A 25,094-nucleotide genomic window follows, 5' to 3' on the forward strand; every position below is an offset into this window, starting at 1 on the left:
CTCTTGCTCTCATAATTGGCTGAAGTGTTGAGCGTCAAAGCACCGGTCGCACTGTCGATGCTAAAATAGGCCGCATCTGTTCCACTCACACTATAACTGCGCACGCTACCGGCATCGACATCCGTTGAGGTAACCGTATAGACCACGGTGGAGGTTGCGGCATTTTCATTGACACTTGCCGTCGCCGCCGAGGTCAATACTGGTACCTCGTTGAGATCATTGACGCTGATGGTGACCGCTTGGCTGGCGGTCAAACTCCCTCCATCTGTGGCAATGACCGTAAAACTGTAGCTTGCTTTGCTCTCATAATTGGCAGAACTCTGTAGAGTCACCGCTCCCGTGGCACTGTTGATATTTAACAAAGCGGCATCCGCCCCGCCCAGAGTGTAGCTCAACGTATCGCCCGCATCGGGATCACTGCCCGTTGCCGTATAGATCACGGTCGAGGTGGCGGCATTTTCGGCCACACTGCCCACCGCCCCCGAGCTGATACTCGGCGCTTCGTTGACATTCGTGATCGCAACAGTGACCGCCTGCGTGGCTGTCAACCCCCCACTGTCGGTCACCGTTACCGCAATGTTATAACTGGATTTACTCTCATAATCGATTGCCGCATTAAGTGTCACCGCGCCACTGCTGCTGTTGATGGTAAAGGCGGCAGCATCCGCGCCACCAAGAGAGTAGAGAGCCGTATCGCCACTATCCACATCACTGGAGGTGACCGTATAGACCAAGCTGCCATTGGCACTGTTTTCTGCCAACGTGGCACTGCTGCCAGAGGTGATGGCAGGGGCATCATTGACATTGCTCACTGCCGTGCTGGCACTGCTGGCCACACTCTCAGCCGTGCCATAACCATCGGTATAACTGGCCACTACACGCAGATATTTACCCACCAACGCCTGCGGCGGAACATAGGTTGCGCTGCTGGCCCCAGCAATATTGGCCCAACCACTCACCCCATCCGCCGAATCCTGCCACTGATAGCTGATCGTCCCCAAACCATCGCTATCGACCAGGGTATTGCTGGCCGTCAAGGTACTGTTTTGGGCAGTCGTACCGCTGATGCTCACCGCTCCAGTGGGCAAGCTGTTGCTGTGGGGAATGTTGACCGTAAAGGTGGCAGCATTCGCATCGACCGCCACATAATGCACAGTGGCCGCCGCATCGCTGACCTGACTGCCGACAATGGCAATGGTATAGGTGCCATTATCGGTATAATCCCAACTGCCACCAAGGGGCGTCACTGTATAGGTGGCGGTGACCGCTGTGGTATTGCTATAGCTGTATTGCACTCCAGTAACGGTCAAAGCGGTGTTGCTCGCATTTTTAACCGTGACATCACCTGTAGTAAGAGAGGTCAAATCAATCCCGGTGCCAGTGTCGTTATATACCACAGAAAAAGAGTAGGCGGTTGCTCCGGCCGTTGTTACCCCGGCAGCCGTGATAGTGCCTTTAGTGGGGGCAATTGTATCGCTGGAGGTGGCGGAAAATCCTGCAGGCAATCCAGTTGTACTGGTGATATAATTTGCACTCCCTGAAAAAGTCGTTAACGCGGTGCCAGTCAGGCGCAAATCTGTATCGGTGGGTGCTGTGTTATCTGTTATTGTGCTTGAATTGAGTATTAAGGTTGTACTACCACCACTACTGACATAAATACCACCACCATCACTTGTGGCCGTATTATTACTTATCAAAGATGAAGAGATATTCAAAGCACTGCCGGGGTTGGTCCGTATGGCTCCTCCATCTGTCGCTTTGTTATAGATAAAGACACTATTACTTACCGTTAAAGATCTGTTATTATTGACCAGGATAGCGCCACCTGCAGTGGTGGCATAGTTATGGTCAAACACACAACTATCGACAACAAGAGTACCATTATCATAGATCGCCCCTCCATTTGTGGCATAGCCATGGGTGAAGGTTAAATTTTGCAGAGTAACGGTACTGCTTGAACCGATGGAGAAAATCTGTTTATTGCTGGTATCCAGAGTAGTCGGATAGTTGGTGGAATCATTTTGCTGGGCATCACCGCTCAAGGTAACCCGCTGACCGCCATCGATGGTCAACGAGAAACCATCTGTAAGGGTGATACTAATTACACTTTGCAGATAGATTGTTCCCGACAACGAGGAGTCAAAAGAGATGGTATCGGCTTGCCCATTCGTTTGCGCGCTGGTGATGATATTGCGCAATGAACCGGCGGAGCCATCATCGTTAAGATTGGTCACCGACAAAGCCGCCAACACCCCGGAATAGCTCTTTTGCACCTCACTGGTAAAAGCGATGCTGCTTTCGATAGAGCCGCTGCTGACCTCCAGATTCCAGTTGCCGCCAAGGGCCGCCGCGCCGGTCAAATCTTGGGAGGCCGCCACATCGGCCCCACTCTCCTCGGCCAGATGTTGCAGAAACAGACGCCCTCCCTCGCCCTCGCCCACCTGACAACCATAGAGCAACAGATCTCCCTGTGCAGTCAGCGCCTCTCCCCACTGCCGCAACCTCTCGGCATAACGCGGCAGATTGTCATTGGACAACACGGCACTTCCCAACAACAGCGCACCCTGCTGCCCATGCGAGACGATATGGATGGCATCATAGCCTTGCCCGCCACTTTTGGCCTGACTGCCTGCCAAAAATTGCGCAATCTGTTCCACCCCGTCACGGGCACCATCCAAAACCACCACCGTTTCATTGGCCTTGGCATGCTGCAGCAAGCTCTGCAACTGCTCTACCCGGCTATCGATAAACACAATCTCCCGCCGTTGCCGAGCAAGCTCCTGCTGTTCGGCAACCACCTTCTCTGGCGCCGCCGCCACACGCTCAAGCAGCGGCAGCAACGGCTCCGCCAAGGGATGCTTCTCGGCCAAACCCACACCGTCAAACATCAGGCGCGCTTCCAGAGCCCAAAAATCACCCTTCTGCTCCTCCTCTGTCAGTGCGGGCGGGGAGAGCACAGAGGTACGCCACCGTTGCCACAGGGCGCGACAAGCCTGCCACCAGCGATTTTCACTCCGTTCCGCCATGCTCCCCACTCCCCAAGAAGAGGCAAACCATTGACAGCTCTGCACAGCCACAACTCACCCATCATTCTCTGAATGTTAGCTCTTTTACTGGCGCCAACGCAATCATTATCAGGGCAATCGCATTTGCCAATTTCTTCACTGTTGCCACAAGCGAAACTGTGCATGTCGGGCGTCCGCCCTCCCAAAGAGTGCCCCTGCGGGGCACAAATCTGTGCGGCGTGCGCGAATGCTTAAGCATTCGCTTTTGTGAAACGCCGCACATTTTCAGCAGGGCTTTGCCCTGCACCCACCAGGAGGAGATAATCTCCTCCTGGACCTCCATAATAATTTTCTGATTTTCAAATGCGATTGCCCTGCAATCATTATCAACGGCCTTTTTTTTGCATAAAGCGGTTGCATCACTCTCTCTTGCACCGGAAAGATCTCCCAACTGAGTTGCACACCATGTCGCACCATGATCCGCTCCCTCCGCTACAGCCAGGCCAGAGCCGTCGGGTAAACCGTCGGCGTCGCCTGTCGTTGTTGCTGTTGGTAGCGGGCACCTCCTCTCTTTTGGCCGCCTGCAACTATCCCCTTTTGCCCATTTCCCCCCTGGAACGTACCGATATTCTCAGCGAGGATCGCGGCTCTCTTTTCCAGCAACAAGAGCCGGTTAGCCATCCGATTTCGCTTTTTGAGGCGATGGCTCGCGCCTTGAAATATAATCTGACCCATCGGGTTGCCTTGATGGAAAAGGCGGTGGCGCAACGACAACTGGAGCTGGGACGATTTGATCTATTGCCGCAAATTGCCGCCAGCACTGAGCTGCGTGCCCGCAGCAATCCCGATGCCGCCAAGGGTTTTTCCCTCACCGATCAAATCAGCTCCGGCTCCTACTCCACCTCCCAGGATCAGGTCAAAGAGAGCGCCAAATTAACCGCTACCTGGAATCTCCTCGATTTTGGCATCAGCGCCATCCAAGCCGAACAAGAGGCTGACCGCACCCATATCAGCACTGAAAACCAACGCAAAGCGGTACATGCACTGCTGCAGGATGTACGCTCCACCTATTGGAAGGCAGCCGGAGCGCAAAAGCTGGAAAATGCTATCGGTCCCATCATTCAACAGGCCCGCCAAGCCTTGATGGATGCCCGCAAGGTGGAACAGGAACGGCTGAAACCACAGGTGGAAATTCTCCGTTATCAAAAGACCCTGCTGGAGATTGTCAAACAGATGCAGGATCTGCGACATCAACTGAGTCTGGCCAAAACCGAATTTGCCGCCTTGATCAATCTGCCGCCTGGCAGCAGCTTTCAATTGGCTATTCCCGATGATCCAGTGTTGACCATTCCAGAGATTCGTTTAAGCCTGGATGAGCTGGAAGCCTTGGCTCTGGATAATCGCCCCGATCTGCGTGAAGCGATGTATCAGGTTCGGATCGGTCGTGCCGATGTGCGCAAGGCAATGTTGCGTCTGTTGCCCGGTTTAGAGTTTCAAATCGGGCACAACTGGGACAGCAACTCCTATACGCTCAATTCGCAGTGGGAAGAGGCAGGAACACGGGTGGTATGGAACATTCTCAATCTGTTGCAGGGCCCGACCGCGATTCGTCTGGCCGAAAACAAGGAGGAGCTGGCACGCCTGCGTCGTCTGACCCTGCATATGGCCATTATCAGTCAGGTGCATCTGGCCTATCGGCAATATCTGAGCGACCAGCGCCGTTTGCTGGCGGTGGAAGAGCTGGATGCCGTAGAGCAGCGTCTCTTTACCAACTATGGGGTGAGCGCCCACAACGATGCACAAAGCCGTCTGGAATATATCACTGCCGCCGCCAGTGCCCTGATGATCCGCCTGCAACTCTTTCAAGCCTATGCTGATGCGCAAAACTCCCTGGGACGGATTTTTGGCACTTTGGGGGTTGATCTCTCCTCCGAAGCCAGCCGCCATGAAGATCTGGCACAACTGACCGAGACCGTGCGCAGCTCTCTGAACAACTGGAACGAAGGCATCTCACTGGCCCCACTGCATCAGGTAGAAGAGAGCCTGGCGCAATCGGCGACGCACTCTCGGCGCAAAAAAATGCGCAGCGCTGCCCCGCCAGAGGCGGAAAAAGCGGCCATTCCCGACTATTTTCTTGATCCGCAATTCATGGATGAAGAGAGTTTGGACAAACAATATGCCCCAGAGCAGGCTCCGCCAGTGGCCCACAAGCCTGCTCCGGCAGCCGAGCCCCTCTCCAAGGCCGCAACCGCTCCGGCCAGTACAGCTCCGGCAGCCGCTCCAGCCACTCCGGCTACTCCAGCCGCTCCGGCCAGTGCAGCTCCAGCCACTCCGGCAGCAGCCCCGGCAGCCACTGCAACAAGCGCAGCAACCATGGCAGCCGCAGCCACTGCCTCGGCCAGTGCCGCCTCTGCACCGGCTGCCAGCAGCCATGCAGCCCGCAGCAACACCGACAAAGAGGCGGCAAACAACAAAAAGGTCAGCGGCCCAGAAAAGGGCAAAGAGCCGCCAAAAATTGAGCATCCCCCCACCACAGCCCAAACTCCGGCAAACACACAGGAGCCTCCTGGGGAAATCATCACCCTGTTGCGGCAATGGGCCAAAGCCTGGTCACAACGGATTCCCGAACACTATTGGTCCTTTTATGCCGGGGAAAAATTTCAACCCTTCCTGCAACCTTCGCTGGAAGCCTGGAAACAGCGTACCCGGGAGACCCTGCACAACCTCTCCTTTCTCCAGGTCGATGTGGATCAGATCCAGATGGTGCGGGAAATTCCCGCCCCTCTGGCCACCCTGTTGCAAAAAGGGAGTATCGACTATCGCCAGATCACTTTTCGTGAATCCTATCGCTCCAATCACTTGCAAAATTTTTCCCGGAAACTGATGATTCTCGGCAAAGAGGCTGATGGTTGGAAAATCTTCCGCGAGGCACCCTTGCCCCCAGCCATCCCAGGCAGTAAACAACCTGCCGGATTTGCCATTCAGGTGGCAGCCATGGAGGGGGCAGATAACGGTCGTCGTCTGGCCGAAGAGTGGCAAAAGCGAGGCTTTGCTGCCCAGGCCATCGCCGCGCTCGATGAGCGCAAGCGCCCCATCCATTCGGTACGCTTGGCCCACATGCGCAATCGCGAACAGGCAATTTTTTATCGTTGGCTGTTGATGTTGGCCACCGGTGTGGAGAGTGTGATCGTCCCGGCCGAAGCAGAACATCTGCAGGGTGTCGCCGAGGTGGCCCCGACCGCTCCCCCTCCAGAGAAAGAGAAGCCTCTTGTTGCGCCAAAATCGCCCGGCAATACGCCAGCAAAAAAGGATGTCAAGAATGTGGTCGAGAAAAAAGCCAACAAAAGCGATAGCGAAGAGCCGGAAGGCGATCGATAAACCGAAGCTGCTCTGGCTGCTGCTTGGCGCACTTGTTCTCTGCCCAGGCTCTCCCCTCACCGCTGCTGAAGAGCGCAGCAGAGCGCAACATCCCGCTCTTGCCTCCTCTGCAACCGCCGAAACAACCGCCAGTTGGCGGGTAGAGCTGTATGCCAAACGACGCACCCAACTCTCCAGCGAAATGGCGGCCCGCATCACCCGCTTGAGCGTGCGCGAAGGGGGACGTTTTGCCAAAGGAGAGCTGCTGGTGGCCTTTGATTGCGCTTTGGAACAGGCGCAACTGCAACGGGCACGGGCACTCCTGGAGGTTGCCGAGGCCAAAGCCCAGGTCAATGATCGACTCTCCCGTCTGCAGGCCACCAGCAAATTGGAAGAGAAAGTGGCACAGGCAGAGGTGGCACAAGCGCGTGCCGAAGTGGCCATCATCCAGGTCAAAATTGACCACTGCCAGATCCATGCCCCCTATGCTGGCCGAGTGATTAATGTTTCTGCCCAGGAGCACCAGTTTGTCAAGGCTGGGGATCCCCTGCTGGAGATTCTCGACGAACAGAATCTGGAGCTGCTCTTTCTGCTCCCCTCCCGGCAACTGCCGCAGTTCAGTCTTGGCGAGCCGATCGAAATCACAATTGACGAAACCCAGCGCAGCTATCCCGCCAAAATCAGCGCCTTTGGCGCCATGATTGACTCGGTCAGCCAATCGATCAAGCTCTTTGCCACCATCGATGGCCAGTTCAACGAGCTGCTGCCTGGCATGAGCGGTTATGCACGTCTGCCGGGACGGGAAGGCTCCGGCAACCCCCGCCACCTGCCATGAACCATCCCTCTGCCCACATCGGCCCCAGCCAACTGGTTACCCTGCTTGGACTGCTGCGCAAGGCCCGCGAGCTGCAGGATGCGGTCAGTTTGACCTTTCTAATGGTGAACGAAACCAAGCAACTCTCCCCCTATCGTCAGGCCGCCTTGTGGCGCAGCCATGCTCCCGGAGAGGGAGAGGTGGAGGCGCTCTCCGGCTTGGCCTTGCTGGAGCAGCAGTCGCCCTTTGTGTTGTGGCTGCAGGGGGTGTTGGCACACCTCAGCCGACAGAGCAGCAAAAGAGGCTCACTGCAACTGGCGCAACAGCCCCTGCCCGCACAAGAGGAGGTGTTGAGCAATCATCCCGTATCCGCAATGTTGCCCACAATGTTGGCAGAGGAGTGGAGTCAATGGTTTCCTGATTATGCCCTCTGGTTACCCATGTACCGCTCTGGCCCGCCCGAACAGGCCCGGCAACAGTTGGGAGGCATCATTCTGGCTCGCGATTTTCCCTGGGAAAATGGCGAACGCCAGCTTTTGGAAGAGCTGGTGGCTGGCTATGCCTTGCTCTGGCAGCCACTCTTGCAGCAGCGCTCGCTGTGGACACGCGGCAACGAAATATTTTTTTCCCAGCCCTGGGGAGGCGCTCGTCTGCTGCGTATGGCGCTGTTGGCAGGCGCGCTGCTGGCTCTCTTGCTCCCGGTACGACAATCGGCTTTGGCGCCTGCCGTGGTGGTGGCGGCACAACCGGTCATTGTGCGTGCCCCCCTGGCCGGGGTGATCGATCGTTTTCATGTCGCGCCCAACGCCATGGTCACAGCCGGACAACTGCTCTTCAGTCTGGAGGATACGCAACTGCGCAATCAGTTGGAGACAGCAAAAAAAGAGTTGGAGGTGGCCGCCGCCGACTATCGGCAAGCGGTGCAAAAGGCAACCCGTGAAAACCAAAAAATGGTGCAAACCACCCTGCAGGAAAAACGTTGGGAGCAGAAAAATGCCGATGTGGAATATCTGACGGAGCGCTTGAGCCGGGTGGATGTGCGGGCTGTGCGGGCTGGCGTGGCCATCTTTTCCGACAGCAACGACTGGATAGGACGCCCGGTAAAGGTGGGAGAGCGGGTGTTGCTGCTGGCGGATCCGCAACAGGTGGAGTTGGAGATTCATCTGCCGGTTGCCGATGCCATCACCCTGGAGCCTGGAGCAGAAATTGCCTTTTTTCTGCACATTCATCCCCAGGATCCCCTGCCAGCGGTACTGGAATATGCCAGTTATCAGGCAGAGGTGACTGCAGAAGCGCTACTCGCCTATCGGATCAAGGCACGCTTTCGTGATACCCGCGCACTGCCACGTATCGGCTTGGCCGGTTCGGCCCGCATCTACCATCAGACAGTCTCACTGTTCACTCTGCTCAGCCGTCGCCCCCTGGCAGTGGCTCGGCGCTGGTTGGGCATCTAGACTCTCTCTTGACCAGGAGAGCCCCTGCAACGCTGCCAAAAAATTTTTTTTGCGGATCGGTTTGGTCAGATAGGAGCTGCATCCGGCAGCCCGGCTGCGCTCCAACTCCCCTTCCATGGCATGCGCCGACAGGGCGATGATCGGCAGCGGCATCCTTCCCATGGCGCTCTCCCATTGGCGAATCAGGCGGGTAGCCGTATAGCCATCCATGCGCGGCATCTGCACATCCATGATCACCAGATCAAACTCCTCCTGCTGCACCCGCGCCACCGCCTCTGCACCATCCCCGACCATCACATAGCGATGAGGGGTCTCCTGCAGATAGACCTCAAACAAAACCTGATTTTCCTCCACATCCTCGGCCAGCAAAATGCGCAACGACGGAATCTCTGTTTTGTTCATCGGCAACGAACTATCCTCGCGCAACTGCGCTGGCAAGGCCGCTTCCCGCAGCGGCAGCGTAAAGAAAAAACGGCTGCCCTCCCCCACACCACTCTCCAACCAGATCTGCCCACCCATCCGTTCGACCAAAAGCCGGGTAATCGACAGCCCCAACCCGGTCCCACCAAAACGGCGGGTGATGCCACTGTCGGCCTGGGTAAAACGCTCAAAAATTTTTTCCGACTGTTCGCCAGGGATACCAATGCCGGTATCGCTGACCTGAAACAACAACCTCTCTGTGCTCTGGCGATCCACAGTCACCTGGATGTCGATCCGTCCCCTCTCGGTAAATTTGAGAGCATTGCCCAATAAATTGAGCAATATCTGCCGCAACCGCCCCTCATCGCCCAGGATGCTCTGTGGCAAATCGGCAGACAATTGCGCTTCCAGCAGCAGCCCTTTCTGCTCGGCGGTGATCCGCAACAGCGCCACCATCTCTTCAATCAGTTTGCGCGGCGAGAAGGGCTCATCCCGCAACTCAAAATGACCAGACTCAATGCGCGAAAAGTCCAAAATATCGTTGATGATCCCCAGCAAGGCGGTGCCGGAGTTGTGCATCACCTCCAACAGACGACGCTGCTTTTGATCCAGTTCGCTTTCCAGCAACAGCTCCGACATCCCCAAAACCACATTCATCGGGGTGCGGATCTCATGACTCATGGTCGCCAAAAACTCCCCTTTCACCCGTGATGCCTGTTCGGCTTCCCCCTTGGCCTGCTGCAAGGCCAGATTTTGCTGTTCCAGGAGTCTGGTGCGTTCGCGCACGCGCTCTTCCAACAGCCGATTGGCACTTTCCAGCTCTCTCTCCCGCTGCCGCAAAGCCTGCAGCGCCACATGCAGGCTGCGTTCACGTTGCGAAAGCTGCATATAGAGCCGCACCCGATTCAACAGCAGGTTGTCGTCCACTGGCTTGGTCAGATAATCCACTGCGCCCACGGCATAGCCATGGCGGACAAACTCGGCAGATTTATAAACAGCAGTGATAAATATGATAGGAATATCGCGCGTGCGTGAGGTCATCTGCAGATGTTGGGCAACGGCAAAACCATCCATCCCCGGCATCTGCACATCCAACAGCAGCAGGTCTACGCTTTGCTCCAGCAACACGGACAGGGCTTGTTCACCGCTGCTGACCTCTTCGACCCGCAGCAGATCGATACGCTGCAACAAGCTGCGCAAGGTGAACAGATTGTGCGGATTGTCATCGACCAACAAAATGGTGAATCGTTCATCCCTCATTGCCATCAACCATCCAGCTCCGGCGGGAATAAAAACTTGTCCCCTTTTTCAAGGCGGTAAAATAACGCTCCCCTTCGCCTTGTTGGATCCCCTCTTTCTCACCCAAAAGTAACACACCATCCCGATGCAGGGAACGATCAAACAACGACATCACCTCTTTTTGCAAGGTTTGATTGAAGTAGATCAATAAATTTCGGCAGAGAATCAATTGAAATTCATTAAAGGCCCCATCTCCGGCCAGCGAATGGCGATAAAAAAGAATTTTTTCTTTCAAGAATGGCTGAATTTCTACATAAGTCAAAGAATTATCGACAAAATATTCCTGAACATCCCTTTGTCCGCCAGCCTCCTGATAATATTGTTGCAGCGTGATGAGCTGCTCTTTGGCATACAGGCCATTGCGCGCCTGCAGCAAGACAAAAGGATTGATATCGGTCGCATAGATAATACAACGGGAAAATAGTCCGGCCTCGTGCAAAAGAATGGCCAAAGAGTAGACCTCTTCACCACTGGAACAACCGGCAATCCAGATTTTCAGGTGCGGAAAAGAGGCCAGATAGGGAAATATCTTCTGTTGCAAAAAATGGAATTGTGCCGGCATTCTGAAAAAGGCGGTAACATTGATCGACAACTCCAGAAACAGACGTTCACAGGCCAAAGGGGAGGTCAAAACCTCTCGTTGGCACTCATAAAGGCTATCGACGGCCAGAGCCTGACGGGTTATCTCCAGGCGACGCGCCAACATGTCGCGATGATAGGCACGAAAATCATACCCATACTGGCGATTGACCGCGGCATAAAAGGCATCGATTGCCTGCTCGGGTACGATTTTTTCTGCTCCCAGCGCCGCCGCCCAGAGCAGGGATAACAGACTCTCCCACCCCAGAGTCAGCGCCTGACTGATCTCCTGGCGGGCATGCAGCAGCATGGAACGGGCGGTCGGACAATCCTCTGCCTCCAAGAGCAGCAACTTGCCTCCGCACGCCGCAAACTGTTTGCCTCCGGCAACTCCATCCTCTCCCCAACCACACAAAATCACCCCCAACGCTGCCTCTGCAAACTCCTCACCGGCCGAGGCAAAAAGCGCATCCAAAGAGGGTCTGGCTCCCTGAAGCAACCGATCCCGTGTCAGATAGAGCAGACCGTGCGCCACACGCATCTGCAATCCCGGGGGGGCAATATAGATCGTTCCCGCTTGCAAAGGGGTCAGATGATGGGGCATCAATACGCTATAGGGTGTACGCTGCTGCAGCAGGCGATCCAAAAGGTGCAATCGATCCTCGGAGACATGTTGGACAATCAAAACCACCCAATCATGCAACGGCAACCCCTCCACCAACTGGATAATTTTGTCCAGACTCTCCGCAGAACCGCCAATCACCAAGGCACGAAAAGGGTCACGCTCCTCCCGAGGCAACGACTGCTCTTGTACCAAACGTGCCGGCAGACCCAGACTTTTCAGATAGCGAAACAGGGGCAATTTATAACAAAAAATTTTGTTGCGCCCCTCATTCATCAATTGACCAAACAGCGCCACCAACTGTGCCGATGGCCACTGCAGATCATAACAGCGCACCTCCAACGGCTTTTCCAGCAACATCGGCAACTGGGCAGCCAGTTGTCCCTCCTGCTCCAGGGTTAAACGCTCCCCCTGGATCATCAGATGGCGCACACCAAGCTGTTCGATCAAAATCACACTCATGAGAGCGGATCACTGCGAATGCGTACCATATTGACCAGCATCTCATAATCAACCGGTTTGGCCAGATAATCATCGGCGCCCACTGCCAAACATTTTTCCCGATCCTCTTTCATCGCTTTGGCGGTCAAGGCGATGATCGGCAGGTGTTGAAATTGCTGTTGCGCCCGAATCGCCTCGATGGTCTCATAACCGCTCATCTCTGGCATCATGATATCCATCAACACCAGGTGCACCTGTTGGCGAGCAAGCCACTCCAAAGCTTTGCGCCCATTCATCGCCTGCAAAACAGTCGCGCCTTGTTGTTCCAAAGCCGAGGTGGTGACATAGAGATTGCGCGGATCATCATCGACCACCAGAATGGTCCGCCCCGCCAGCAGAGGGATAACCCCGGCAGCACCATCCCGTGCCCACTCACCCATCTTTTGCACCGGAGTACGAATCTGCCGCAAAAAGCGCTCTACATCGGCCAACAGCCGCACATCCGCTTGCGGGCTGCGTTGGATGATGGCATCGGTATAGGCACGTACCGCCTGCTCCTCCTCCGGATTCAACGCACTGTTGCTGCAGACCACCACCGGTACCAAGGGATGGTGCTGATCCAGCAACGCAAACAGATCAATCGCTGTCTCCTCACCAAGCAGGCGAAAATCACTGACCACCACATTGAACGGCCTGCCTGCTGCCTGCTGTAAAACCTCCAGCGCGGCCTCGATGCCCTGCACCATGACCACATCTATCCCCTGCCTATCCAACAGGCCCAGCGCACAATCCCGGCACTCCGTGCTTCCCCCGACCAATAAAACCCGCGACGGCTGGCTTTGCAGGCGACGAAAATTTTCTATCACCTCAGCCAGATTTTCAGTAGAGACCGGTTTGTGCAACAGTCCCAGCGCCCCCTCCTCCTGCCAAGAGAAGGGATCTATCTTGCCGGTGACGATATAGACAGGGATGGCATTCAATTCGCGGGTTGCCTTGAGTTGATGCAGCAGCGCCAAACCGTTTTGATCCGGCAGTCCCAAATCGAGCAGGATGCCAGCCGGTCGATACTCTTGAGCCAGAGCCAGCGCCTCGGCGGCATTGCCGGCCAGCAACACCTTGTATCCCAAATGATGGGTACGCAGCAGCAGTGCCTCGCAATAGATCGGATCATCATCGACAATCAGAATCGGATGCTCATGCCTCTGCAAAGAGTCGCGATCATCACGACAACGCAAGCTCTCCTGGTGGGACAGCGGCAGACTCTCCTTGGCTCTCTCCCCCTCCGCTTCTGGCGGAGCAGAGAGCGGCAACAGTACGGTAAAGGTGCTGCCTTTATCGACAGCACTGACCAGCTCAATACGACCACCCAGCAGTGCCACCAGCCGTCGGCAGATCGACAACCCCAAACCAGTCCCCCCATATTGACGGGAAATGGAGCCATCCACCTGCTGAAAGGCATCAAAGATACGCTGTTGCTGCTCTGGGGCGATGCCGATACCGCTATCCCGAACACTGAAACTGAGCCAGCCAGCCTCCTCTGGCACTGCTGCTATCAGCAGCTCCACCTGACCGCGATGGGTAAATTTAATGGCGTTGGCCAGCAGATTGCGCATCACCTGCGACAGTTTGTGCTGATCGGTATAGAGCTCACCCTGCCAACGATCTTCCATCCGCAACTGCAGCCCCTTTTCACGCGCCATGGCCGCAAACAGCTCCTGCCACTCCTCCAGCAAGCTGCGGCTGGCAACAGTTGTCCAGAGCAGCTCCATGCGCCCCGCCTCAATCTTGGAAAGATCAAGAATATCATTAATCAAACGCAACAGCTCATTGCCCGCATCATGAATCACCCGTGCTTGCCGAATGCTGCTTTCAGAGAGCTCCTGCTGTTCGTTACTCATCAACATTTTTGCCAACAGGATGATCGAATTGAGTGGGGTGCGCAGCTCATGGGACATATTGGCCAAAAATTCGCTCTTGTAGCGATTGGTCTCCTCCAACAATCCCGCCCGCAGATCCAGCTCCTGTTGGGAACGCTGCAGCTCCTCATTCTGGCTTTGCAGAACGACCGATTGTTGCTGCAACATCTGCTGCTGCTCTTCCATCTGGCTATTGGTCTGTTGCAACTCTTCGGTCTGTTGCTGCAGTTGTTGCTGTTGCTCCTCCATGTGGGTATTGGTCCGTTGCAACTCTTCGGTCTGCTGTTGCAACTGCTGCTGCTGCATCTGCAAACGGGCGTTGGCCAGCTCCAAATGGGCAGACTGCTGCAAAGCCTCCTGCCGCGCCTGCTCTGCCAGACGCAGCAGATTGTGAATGCGCTCTCTTTGCAGCGCTATATAGAGAAAATAGGCGGTCACCTGGGTGGCACTCTCCAAAAACTCCCGATGAATTTCCGCCAGTGGCAACAGACTGTTGAGCTCCATGACCCCCAGGAGCTCCCCTTCGCGCAACAACGGCCAGGTAAAGGTATAACGGGCCGGACGCAGTTCGGTGGCAGAGCGCAGTTCGGGATGCACTCTCTCCTCCGGCCAACTGAGCAGCAAAGGTTTGCGCTCCAGCGCCACCTGACCGACTGCACCCATACCAAGCGGTATCACACTGTTCACCACCGTTTGCGCGTTCAGCATAAATCCAGCCAGCCAATTCAATCTGCCCTGTTCGGCATCATAGGCATAGAGCGCCCCGCGACCTGCCGCCAGATAGCGGGCAATCCAATGCAAAGCCCGCTCGCCCATCTCTGCGGGAGAAAGTTCGCTGGAGAGCGCCTGATGCAGCAGAGCAATCCCATCTTTTAACCAAAGCTGCTGCTGTTCGCTCTGACGACTGCTGCGCAAAATGGAGGTCATATTGTTCAGCGCCTGCCCCAGACGATCATGCTCCGAAAGCAGAGGCGCTTCCCGTGTCAAATCGCCTCGGGCAATGGTATCGGCATGGTTGACCAACAACTGCAGATTGCCCATCATCCGTTCCAACGAATCCAACATGGTGCGAATCTCATCCTGCGGCCGATAGAGCAGAGTCACCCTTTCCACCTGCCCCTGGCTCAAACGCTGCAACTGCTGGGTGACCTGGGCCAACGGCTTCATCAAGCTGTCGATATAGCGTTGTACCACCCCAAAAACCACCAACAACAACACAATCACCAAAGAGAAAAAGAGCAGACGAAAATGGTCCAACTCTGCCAGGATCTCCTTTTCCGGGGTGACACTCAAAACGATCCAATAGCGGTTCAAATCGCCTGGCTGGGGAAAAATGCGTTTATAACCGATCACATGCCCCATTTCGCTAAAGGTTCCTTCCGGATGCGCTTGCAAGCGCTGGACAAGACCGGGATAACGATTACCAATATTTTCGCCATGACCGAGAATCTGCCCAAAGCGCTTTTCCGGATCAGGATGGAAGAGGTAAAAACCGTTGACATCCAATAAAAAATATTCACTCTTTTCATTGTTTTTATTGGCTTCACGCAAGGTATCAAACAGCGTTTCCGCAAACAGGGTAACCATCACCACACCATATTTGACCCGATTATCGCCAAACACCGGTTGGGTAAAGCGCAGCACTGGCAGCAGGGGCTTTTGCAAACGCCCCTGCTCCCGGCTTAAATCCATACGTGACACCATATGGGAGCGCCCCTCCTGCGACAAACCAGCTTGCACGTGCACATCGCCACTCCAATCCTGCAGCTCGCGTTCCGCAACAGCGCTCACCTCACGGCTCAGGGGATCACGGCGAATGGTTAACCGTTCCTGTCCATCGTTGCTGATATAACTTACTTTATAATAAATATCTGCATTATTGACAAAACCCAACCACTCATTGCGTGTCACCACCCGCCATTGATCCTGACGTTTTTTATCCTCCATATCCTGCCAATAGAGCAGATGTTTCAGGCTGAAATGGTCGGAAAAATAGTGCAGTGTCGAGCGGGCAGAGTGCAATTTATCACCAATTTGGCTGCTCACCCGATACATCTGTCCTTGCACACGTTCCATGGCTTTGCCGCGAAAAGCAGTCGCAGCATTATGGTAACCATAGTGACCGATCACTGCGAGAAAGGTCAGGGTCACCAGATAAAATATCAATACAAATTTGCTGCGCAAACTGAGGCGAAAGTACCAGGGAGGAGTAGTCTCTGATCGGGCAGGAGAGTGGCGCATCAGCAATCTCCCGTTAGAAAGCACGAATCAAGTGCAATTTATGGGTGACATAGCCCAGCAGTTGCTGGAGCACCGCCGGACTCTTCTCTTCATAATATTCAGCCACCGGGGTCAAATGTTTGTGCAACCCCAAACTGGCTTTGACTGTCTGCAACTCTGCCAGAATAAAGCCAATCATGTTCCAGACATCCGCCAAGGAGATCTCCTTGGGATGGCGGAACGGTTCAAAATCAATTCTGGGTATCGCAGCCAGTTGTTGCAATCGTTGCACTTCCGTCAACAGGGTAAAGCTGCTTGCCAGCAATTCAGAGAGAGAGACCGTGCCTCTATTGGCTGGAGGAAAGGCCTGGTCGCTGATGTGCAGCGCATCCATAATGGTATCAACATCGGCATCGATACGTTTGACCTCTGCATAGAGCTCATTGGTGGTCGTAGCAGCGCGCAACAGCAGATCCCACTGCACGGAGATAAAATGCAGTTTGTTGAAGACATCTGCAGGTTGCTTATCGGCAATCAGCTCTTGCGGAGGCACGCTCTTGGTAATGCCCAAACGCAGTTTAAGCAACTGCATCTCTGTCAACAAGCGTTGCGTCTGTTCATAAACCAAATGCGGCTCCAGATTTAATACCGGTTGCAAACTCTGGGCGGCCTGTTCCGGAAAACCGTGCTGACGGCGAAAAAGATTGATCTTGCGAAAGATCAAATAGCTCTTTTGCCAGGGATGACGCGGTTGCAGTTGGGCGACCACCGGTTCGGTCTGGCGCACCTCGGTGATGCCAAAATGGCTTTTTAATATCTCCACCTCTTTTTCCAGACGCAGCGCCTCGGCATAAACATGCGAGGGTGTCATCAGCCGCTCTTCATGCCCCCACACCGGCAAAACAACCATTCCCATTATCCCTAGCAGAAACATGGCGCGCAGCATGTAACACTCCCTGGACGGATGAGGCGAGACAAGAACCAAAAAAACCCCCTGGCTCCTGCTGGTACAATCTTGCAGTTTACTGCGCGTTTTGCAGGTTGTAAAACAGAAAAACAGGGCAAGCGCATTTGCCAATTTCCTCGCTGTTGCCACAAGCAAAACGGTGCATGTCGAGCGTCCGCCCTCCCAAAGAGTGTTCCTGCGGGGCACAAATCTGTGCGGCGTGCGCGAAGGCTTAAAGCTTCGCTTTTGTAAAACGCCGCACATTTTCAGCAGAGCTTCGCCCTGCACCCACCAGGAGGAGACAATCTCCTCCTGGACCTCCATAATAGTTTTCTGATTTTCAAATGCGCTTGCTCTGACAGAAAAATCAGCCCTTCCCTCCTGAAAGAGGAAGGAGAAACAGAGAAAAAAGTGCCGCAAAATATGCAGAACGGATTGACAGCACAAGGGATGTCCTGTAACAAATAGCGCTTGGCAGGGCGCGAAAAAGATTCTTGTGCCGACAGCAACCAACACCATCATTTTCCAACATTTATCAAAATGTAAGGATCTGGAACGTGAGCCAGGGCGATACCATCGGACAGATCATCTCCTCTTTGATCCGTGCCAACGGATCCTTGAAAGCAGACTTGTTACGGGATGTGGGCCGCAGTCAAGGGATGGCCCCGTTTCAACCCGGAGATCCCATTCTCGTCGCCTTGCGCTATTTAACCTTGCGCGACGCCTTTCGGGTCTTTTTGGATCCCCCCGGCAATGTGGGACCGGGACATTTTCAGGCTGCCGAACGCGCCTTGAACTTTGCGCAACGCTATATTGAGCTGGCACGCTCTCTGGAAAATTCCGCACACATGGACCGTCTGCTCTCTTCGCTGCAAAGCACCCTGCAGGCGGTGGGCTCGTTGCAGAAGGTGCAACAGCGTATCGATACCCTGATGGCGGCGCAAGATCCCGGGCAACAACTGGAAGAGTTGATTCGCAACTTGCAGCAGGATTGTTGGCAAGCCGCCGATGAGGAGCGCTACCGGGAGTTGCGGCGTCTGTTCTGGTATGCCTGGGTGGCCGCCTGGGCCCTGCGTCTCAACTGTATCGAAGGGGAGTGCATTCCCCTGCTCAAAGAGATCTATGCGCAAGCGGAGTGGCTGGATCGGCGCGTGGGTGATCGACGTGTTTTACGACCACCGGGAGGGATGGTCGATCCGGATGAACAAGGCGAAGAGGATGATATTTTTCTTTTTTGAGCAAGCTCGTTGGCAAAAGTGCAGCAGACAGCAGACCACGCTCCCCCCTGGCCGGGAACATTCATGATTCATACTCTGCACACATGGTCTCCTGCACGCATCCTACTGGCGACACTGTTTTTCTCTGAGCTGGGCACGCTGGCGGTTGTCACTCTTTTTTCCTGGTATTTTCACCATACAATCCGTTTCGATTTTTTGCTGACCGGCTTTGTTACCGATCTGATCATGTCCTTTGCGGTGGTTTCCCTCTATCTACTGTTGCTGCGCAGATTGCAAAAACAAACCACCGATCTACAGCAGTCACACCTCTCCTTGCAACTGACCCAAGGCAAACTGCATCAGCTTAATGATCTGTTGGCGCAAGCGGTAGCACGCATGCCCATTGCCTTTATTGTCTGGGATACTCAATTTTGCGCCACCGACTGGAATCCGGCTGCCGAACGAATTTTTGGCTACAGCAAAGCCGAGGCTTTGGGACGTACCCCGCTGCAACTGTTTGTACCACAGGCAGCGTTGCAGCCGGTTGCAGGGGCCATGGCCGATCTGTTGGCCGGAATCGAGGCAGGCTATTCGCAACCGGGCAATAATATTACCAAAGATGGCAGAATCATCTCCTGTTTATGGTTTAACGTTCCCCTGAAAGACAGCAGCAATCAGGTGCATGGAGTCCTCTCCATGGCTCTGGATGTGACAGAGAGTGAAGAGCTGGAACAGGCGCTGCGTCTGGCCAAAGATCGCGCAGAGGCGGCCAATCAGGCCAAAACCCGTTTTCTCACCACTATCAGCCATGAAATTCGCACACCGATGAATGTGGTGTTGGGGATGTCGGAGCTGTTGCTGGAGACAGCTCTCGACCAGGAGCAGGAGCGCTTGGCACAGATCATCTATCGCTCTGGAAAAAGTCTGCTTGAGGTGATCAATGATGTGCTGGATTTTGCGCGTATCGAATCGGGGCGCATGCCCTTGGATGCGGAACCCTTTTCGCCACGCCTGCTGGTGGAAGAGAGCGCCGATCTGATGCGCGTGGTGGCCCACGGCAAAGGTTTGCTCTTGCGGGTACAGATTGATCCTGCCCTGCCGGAAGCCATTGTCGGCGATGAGGGCAAGGTGCGACAAATCTTGATCAATTTGTTGGGCAATGCCGTTAAATTTACCCAAAAAGGGGAGATTTTTCTGCAGGTGCAAGCCGATCCCGAACAGGAAGAGAGTCTGCTTTTTGCCGTGCGTGATACCGGTATTGGCATTGCTGCCGAGCAAATCGCGATGATCTTTGAAGATTTTACGCAAGCAGACTCCGGCATCAGCCGCCGCTATGGTGGGACCGGTCTGGGCTTGGCGATTTGCCGCAAGTTGATCGAATGTATGGGCGGACGCATCTGGGTAAACAGCAGCGTGGGAGAAGGGAGCTGTTTTTATTTTACCCTGCCGGCCCGCGCCACCACGCTGCCTGCAGCGGCGGCCAATGAGGATGCGGGCAGCAGCAGCCCCCTGCCCGGCCAAAAACTGCGCATTCTCTTGGCGGAAGACTCTTCGGAAAATCAACTGCTGGTGCAACTGTTCCTGAAAAACAGTCCCCATGAATTGGTGATTGTCAGCGATGGCGCGGAGGCGGTCTCGGCCATCGCTCAGCAGCAGTTTGACCTGCTGATTACCGACATTCAAATGCCGCTCATGGATGGCTATACGGCGGTACGTCTGCTTCGCCAGCGTGAGCAAGAGCTGTCACTCCCCCCTCTGCCGATCGTGGCCTTGAGCGCCCATGCCTCCCAGGATAAACGAGAAGAGAGCTTTGCCGCCGGATGCAATGAGCATATGTGCAAGCCGATCAAAAAACGCGAGCTGCTGCAACTGCTTGACCGTTACAGTGTGCTGGTTAACACTGAGAAATAATAGCAAAAAAATTGACAAAACCAATGTATTGGCAAATAATTGCCCGCAGGCTCTTGCAGCATCAGCCGCCAGAGTAGCTCTCTCCTGGTGCGAACAGAACGGTGAGAACACAACAGAACAGACAAAGAGAAACAGGCAAAATCATGCGCTGTCAGGACGACTGACCGCGACAGCCCTGTGCACCATACAGGCTTGCTGCATCATCAAAAAGAGGCGCTGACAGGCATTGCAGAGATCGGCGAGAGGCCGTTTTTTGGACAAGGATGATAACGTGAAGGAATATACAAATAAATATACCGATTTTGTCAACTTAATATCGGTAAAGGCCAAACATGTTTTGGTATTATCTCTGGATGCTGCCCTGATCATTCAAGAGGTGCAGAAAAAATTTCCCGATGCGGTATTTCATCTATTGGATCTTCCGCCCTTTGCCGAAACGATTACCGCACAACAACTGGTCAGCGATAGCCAGGGAAACAGTCTGCCTATAGGCCGCTATGACTGCATTATCGTCTCCGGGCTGATTGAAAGATTATATTCACCATCAAGCATCTTGAAAAGCCTTGCTGCCTTTCTCAACAGAGAGGGCAAACTCTATTGTTCGGTAAAAAATATCCAATACCATGGCATTATGGAGCAGATTGCCTGTGGTGATTTTCAATATACCCGCTCGGTCCTGGTGGACCATCAACAGATTCGTTTTTATACCTATGCCAGTTTTATCAAGCTGATGTTGGACAGTGGCTGGATCTCTGGCAAACACTGTTTTTCCATCAACAAAATCGACAGCGATTTTGTCAAGGCGATCAGGGATTATTATAAATTAAGAAAATTTAATGAACCCTTGATGACGGAATATTTATCGATTTATGAGTTTTTCTTTGAATGCACGCTCAATGAAGACTATTTTGCCGAGCTGCCGCCCCCCTTCAAGATCTCCTTTGTAGTGGCCGTCAACAACAAGCGCATTTTCAATGACTATCTTCTCTCGTCGCCGGTATTGCAGAAGGGGCATCCGCATCAACTGATTCCGATATTGGAGCCCAGGACTGCGGCTGATGCCATTGCCACTGGTTTGCATTATGCGGTCAATGATTTTATTGTTTATCTGCATCAAGATGTCTATTTGCCTGAGGGGTGGGACCGGATGTTTTGTCACAAGGTCCGGCAGGCGGATCAGCAGATTGCTGATATTGGCATATATGGGGTATATGGTGTCAATTCAGCCAGCGAGCGTCCTTACAGCAGCGGCTATGTGCTGGACCGGGTATTGTTTCACAACTCCCGAATCTTTCCCTATGAGGTTCACTCTTTGGATGAGTGTTTGTTTGCTTTTCGCAAGAGTGGTTATCCCGGAACCGATCCCAAGTTGGGATTTCATTTATATGCAACCGATTTATGCTGTGCCTATCGCGACAAGGGACAAAAAGCGGTAGTGATTGCGGCCATTTGTTATCATAATTCGATGGGCGTGCAATCGCACACTTTGCAAAATTCCATACGCTATTTTACCTCGACCCGTTGGGAAAAATATTTTCCCATTCATACCCCCGTGACTGTGCTCATGAAGCGGGAGGAGAGAGAGAGCTTTGCGCAGGTGGTGGCACGCTTTGCGCAAAACAATCAATTGGAGGAGATGAGTCGCTATTTGCAGCAGGATGGGGTACGTGCCAGTGGGGAGGAGGTTCTGGCGGTGGTCAAGGATCTGCTGGCTGAGAACAAGGTGGATTTTGCCTTTGTGTTGGCTCTTGGGGTCAAGCAGGCGTTGCATGAGCAGAGCCATATTGCTTTGGCTTTGGCGCTTGGTGGGATCAAGCTCTCTTTCCGCAATGAAGCTGAGTATGGTCGGAAGAAATTGCAGCAGGCTATTGGGCAACTGACTGTGGAGGAGAGAGAGAGTTTTTATCAACAGCAGATGACGCCTTTGTTGCTGCCGCTTTTGCAGGAAGCGGTTTTGAAAGGCGATAAAGCGTTGGCGGCACAACTTCTGGAGTTGATGCCGAGCCAGAATCAATAACATAATCAAATAGAGCAGAGACAGACAATAGCAGGTGTAAAACAAAAAAGAATTATGGAGGTCCAGGAGGGGATTATCCCCTCCTGGCAGGTGCAGGACGGAGTCCTGCATGCAGCGGCGTTTCACCAGAAGCGAATGCGAAGCATTCGCGCACGCCTCGACAATCGGTGCCCCGCAGGGGCACTCTTTGGGAGGGCGGAGCCCGACCTGCACGGTGCAAGCGTGTGGCAACGGTGAGAAAAATGGGCAACCATGCGTCCAGGCAGGGGCAGCAGAGCAACAAAGAGTTGCCGTTTTTTTTCAGGTCAGCAAGAGAGTTCACTCTCTCATCATTGGCGAACGAGGTGAGCAATGGTTATCGGCAAAGGGCAAGGAGCCGGGCAACAGGGAGCAAGAGCAACGCAGGCTAATCTGTGTGCAGACTCACCTGCTGGAAGCAGGGGCAGCAGAGGCAAGGAAAAACTGCCTTGCGACCGGCTATCAGCAACAAAAACGCTATACTATAGAATGGTTACAGCACTCCTACTGGCAATATTTATGCTTGCAGTGCAAGCAACGGCGCTGGCGGAACCGGTTGTCGAGATAGTCATCCAAAAGATGCGCTTTCAGCCGCAAAATCTGACGATCAAAGCGGGGAGCAAGGTGGTATGGAAAAACGCCGAGTCGGGAGCCACCTATCACTCGGTTGTCAGCGATAGCGAGGGTTTGTTTCAATCGCCCGATTTTTTCCCGGATGAGAGCTGGTCATTTGTATTCCAGCAACCCGGCAGTTATCCCTACCATTGTGGACCGCACGCGACCAAGATGCAGGGGCTGATCACTGTCGAGCCGTGAATCTTGATAGATTTTCACGATTTGAGGATCTCTGGCATCGGCAGAACAAAGCTAACGCTGCATCTTGCTGGTACAAGGGCTGTTTTTCTCCTGAATCTCCTGCAGGCGGGCGGCCTGCAATAAAAACTGTACCTTGCCCTTGCTGCTGGGAAAATTTGGGGCATCCTCTTGCTGATTGATCATCGCCTCAAAATGCAAACAGACTGCCCCGCTCTTCATGTTATAACTGCCTTGCGGCGAAATGGCGCTGATGCTCCGCCAACCGCGTCCGCCAATCGCAATCACATCCACCAAAGTGTAATAGCGGGCAGCTTGCGCATCCTCATCCCAAGAAAATACCGCCAGATACTGGGTGTGCATGTTCCCACCCGCAAAACCTCCCACACTCAGCACCACCAACACCAACTCCCCTCCGGGTACATTCCGGATCGTTTGCACAATCCGACCTTCTCTGTTCTCTTCTGCCACGGCATCCCGTAACAAATCAGCCAGTTTGACAATCTGCCGATCCAACTCTGGAGGTATGACTGCCGCAGCTCCGGCCAACAGTGACGAGGGCAGACACAGCAACAGCATGAACCCTATATGGCAACATCTCAATCTCACACTCATGATATAAATCACCTTAATTATTTAACATATCACAAATCAATCACTATTATACTTCGGCAATAATCTTGTACCCATTAAAATGCTACTGCTCGGTGCGACTGCCGACAGTGCCGTCGGCAGCGCGTTTTTCAGGGTGCATCACTTGGAGAGGTCAATTCCCGTAACTATACCAGAATAAAGAGTTCATCCTGCTCATGATAAAACATCCCTGTTGCCGACCAAAGCCATCCTGCTCTATTGGACCCCTACTTTACGCGCAGCATCCAACAATTTTTCTCCCCCACGAGAGCTGCAACGATTGACCAACTTTTCGGTAAATTGCTCAAACTCTTTCCATTTTAATACGGTATCACCGGTCACCCCACTCAGATAACCATCCAACCACAGCAATAATGCTCCTACATCATCTTCACCAGAGTTGGCAACCTCTTCCAAAAATTGCTGACAGGTATAACGCCCAAAATCAATATCTGGCGAAACAGCCCGTTTTGCATCGGCCACTTGCGTGGTAGCGAGTGTCATGATTGAGACAACCGATGCCAAGATTAATTTTTTCATTGAATGAAAAGCCTCCCACAAATTGTTAATCCACATTGAAAGATCGGCCTACCGCACAGGGTCGTTTTCGGCCGTAGTTAACCTTGCCCCTTGATGGCAGCAAGTCTGTTCCCTCTCCCTTACTCTCTTGCACATCATACACGAAAATTTGTTACGTGAGGAAAAAAACACACGTAACAACATTCTAGTTTTTTATCAATAAGTTAACAACTGTTACGCCGTTACGTGAACTTTTTGTAAGAGTGCAAACACCAGAGCGCGTGCACCGAGGAAGCGGCCAGGGCAATCGCATTTGAAAATCAGAAAATTATTATGGAGGTCCAGGAGGAGATTATCTCCTCCTGGTGGGTGCAGGGCAAAGCCCTGCTGAAAATGTGCGGCGTTTCACAAAAGCGAATGCGTAGCATTCGCGCACGCCGCACCGATTTGTGCCCCGAAGGGGCACTCTTTGGGAGGGCGGACGCCCGACATGCACAGTTTCGCTTGTGGCAACAGTGAAGAAATTGGCAAATGCGCTTGCCCTGAGGAAGCGGCTTGCAAAGGTTTATCTCTATTATATATTATATATACATAACACACATAACATGTGTAACATAGATGATTTTATTGCTCTTTTTCTGTTACGCAAGCACTATTGAACATGTTACACACGTAACAACTCACGCTCTCTTCTCCCAACCGGCAGCTCTTGATGGCCCCTGAGCTTGTGCCTGATCTGCGCTACCGTAAAATATTCGTAACTATTCAGGTTCATGCTGGCTTGCCAGGTCTACCCGGTTTGCGATGACTCGCCAGCTCTCCCCCCATGGGGATGCTGTACGAATTGGCGCAAAAATGCGCGCCAATCCGCACAGCTTGCTTCCATTAGGCGC

Annotated in this window: 16 protein-coding genes; 8 read left to right on the forward strand and 8 right to left on the reverse strand. The window is 53.7% G+C overall.

The window, feature by feature from the left end:
* The coding region (locus EJP87_RS03740; RefSeq protein WP_130470526.1) for a DUF4347 domain-containing protein at positions 1 to 3,026 on the reverse strand (3,026 nt) is incomplete at its 3' end.
* A gap of 61 nt (positions 3,027 to 3,087) precedes the next feature.
* Positions 3,088 to 3,456: a hypothetical protein gene (locus EJP87_RS17625; RefSeq protein ID WP_193771117.1), complete on the reverse strand. Its 369-nt coding sequence runs from the start codon at positions 3,454 to 3,456 to the stop codon at positions 3,088 to 3,090.
* Between the two features lie 14 nt (positions 3,457 to 3,470).
* On the opposite strand from EJP87_RS17625, the gene EJP87_RS03745 reads away from it, so the two are divergent.
* Genes EJP87_RS03745 through EJP87_RS03755 form a run of 3 tightly spaced genes read left to right on the forward strand, consistent with a single transcriptional unit; the run spans position 3,471 to position 8,630 of the window.
* Positions 3,471 to 6,383 (forward strand): TolC family protein, encoded by a 2,913-nt coding sequence (locus EJP87_RS03745; RefSeq protein WP_193771118.1) that lies wholly within the window; start codon positions 3,471 to 3,473, stop codon positions 6,381 to 6,383.
* Entirely contained in the window at positions 6,325 to 7,197 is an 873-nt protein-coding gene (locus EJP87_RS03750) for an efflux RND transporter periplasmic adaptor subunit (protein ID WP_193771119.1), read from the forward strand. The genes EJP87_RS03745 and EJP87_RS03750 overlap by 59 nt, the downstream gene beginning before the upstream one ends.
* On the forward strand, positions 7,194 to 8,630 hold the full coding sequence (locus EJP87_RS03755; protein ID WP_130470529.1) for an efflux RND transporter periplasmic adaptor subunit: 1,437 nt from the start codon (positions 7,194 to 7,196) through the stop codon (positions 8,628 to 8,630). Before EJP87_RS03750 ends, EJP87_RS03755 begins: the two co-directional genes overlap by 4 nt.
* Here EJP87_RS03755 and EJP87_RS03760 read toward each other — a convergent pair.
* The 4 genes from EJP87_RS03760 to EJP87_RS03775 are packed head-to-tail and all read right to left on the reverse strand — an operon-like array spanning position 8,568 to position 17,073.
* Entirely contained in the window at positions 8,568 to 10,316 is a 1,749-nt protein-coding gene (locus EJP87_RS03760) for a response regulator (protein WP_130470530.1), read from the reverse strand. The genes EJP87_RS03755 and EJP87_RS03760 overlap by 63 nt on opposite strands.
* Entirely contained in the window at positions 10,300 to 12,012 is a 1,713-nt protein-coding gene (locus EJP87_RS03765) for a CheR family methyltransferase (protein ID WP_130470531.1), read from the reverse strand. The genes EJP87_RS03760 and EJP87_RS03765 overlap by 17 nt, the downstream gene beginning before the upstream one ends.
* On the reverse strand, positions 12,009 to 16,148 hold the full coding sequence (locus tag EJP87_RS03770) for a response regulator (RefSeq protein WP_130470532.1): 4,140 nt from the start codon (positions 16,146 to 16,148) through the stop codon (positions 12,009 to 12,011). Before EJP87_RS03770 ends, EJP87_RS03765 begins: the two co-directional genes overlap by 4 nt.
* Positions 16,149 to 16,161: 13 nt before the next feature.
* Positions 16,162 to 17,073, reverse strand: coding sequence for a hypothetical protein (locus EJP87_RS03775; RefSeq protein WP_130470533.1), 912 nt, complete (start codon positions 17,071 to 17,073; stop codon positions 16,162 to 16,164).
* A 557-nt stretch (positions 17,074 to 17,630) separates the two neighbouring features.
* Between EJP87_RS03775 and EJP87_RS03780 the strand changes: the two genes are divergently transcribed.
* From EJP87_RS03780 to EJP87_RS03795, 4 genes are all read left to right on the forward strand, one after another.
* A complete protein-coding gene (locus tag EJP87_RS03780; RefSeq protein ID WP_130470534.1) occupies positions 17,631 to 18,311 on the forward strand; it encodes a hypothetical protein in 681 nt (226 codons plus the stop codon).
* Between the two features lie 63 nt (positions 18,312 to 18,374).
* Positions 18,375 to 20,201: a PAS domain-containing hybrid sensor histidine kinase/response regulator gene (locus EJP87_RS03785; protein ID WP_130470535.1), complete on the forward strand. Its 1,827-nt coding sequence runs from the start codon at positions 18,375 to 18,377 to the stop codon at positions 20,199 to 20,201.
* Positions 20,202 to 20,472: 271 nt separating this feature from the next.
* Positions 20,473 to 22,218 carry a glycosyltransferase gene (locus EJP87_RS03790; RefSeq protein WP_130470536.1) on the forward strand — a complete coding sequence of 582 codons (1,746 nt, stop codon included), beginning with the start codon at positions 20,473 to 20,475 and terminating at the stop codon, positions 22,216 to 22,218.
* Between the two features lie 507 nt (positions 22,219 to 22,725).
* Positions 22,726 to 23,052 (forward strand): cupredoxin domain-containing protein, encoded by a 327-nt coding sequence (locus EJP87_RS03795; protein WP_130470537.1) that lies wholly within the window; start codon positions 22,726 to 22,728, stop codon positions 23,050 to 23,052.
* A gap of 51 nt (positions 23,053 to 23,103) precedes the next feature.
* Here EJP87_RS03795 and EJP87_RS03800 read toward each other — a convergent pair whose 3' ends face one another.
* Together EJP87_RS03800 and EJP87_RS03805 are read right to left on the reverse strand one after the other, a co-directional pair.
* Positions 23,104 to 23,664, reverse strand: a complete 561-nt coding sequence (locus EJP87_RS03800; RefSeq protein ID WP_130470538.1) for a hypothetical protein — start codon at positions 23,662 to 23,664, stop codon at positions 23,104 to 23,106.
* 234 nt (positions 23,665 to 23,898) lie between these two features.
* Entirely contained in the window at positions 23,899 to 24,222 is a 324-nt protein-coding gene (locus EJP87_RS03805; protein WP_193771120.1) for an HdeA/HdeB family chaperone, read from the reverse strand.
* 312 nt (positions 24,223 to 24,534) lie between these two features.
* Between EJP87_RS03805 and EJP87_RS03810 the strand changes: the two genes are divergently transcribed.
* Entirely contained in the window at positions 24,535 to 24,720 is a 186-nt protein-coding gene (locus tag EJP87_RS03810) for a hypothetical protein (protein ID WP_130470540.1), read from the forward strand.
* The last annotated feature ends 374 nt before the right edge of the window (positions 24,721 to 25,094 follow it).

Source organism: Candidatus Magnetaquicoccus inordinatus, assembly GCF_004217665.1.
Taxonomy (GTDB): Bacteria; Pseudomonadota; Magnetococcia; order Magnetococcales; family Magnetaquicoccaceae; genus Magnetaquicoccus; species Magnetaquicoccus inordinatus.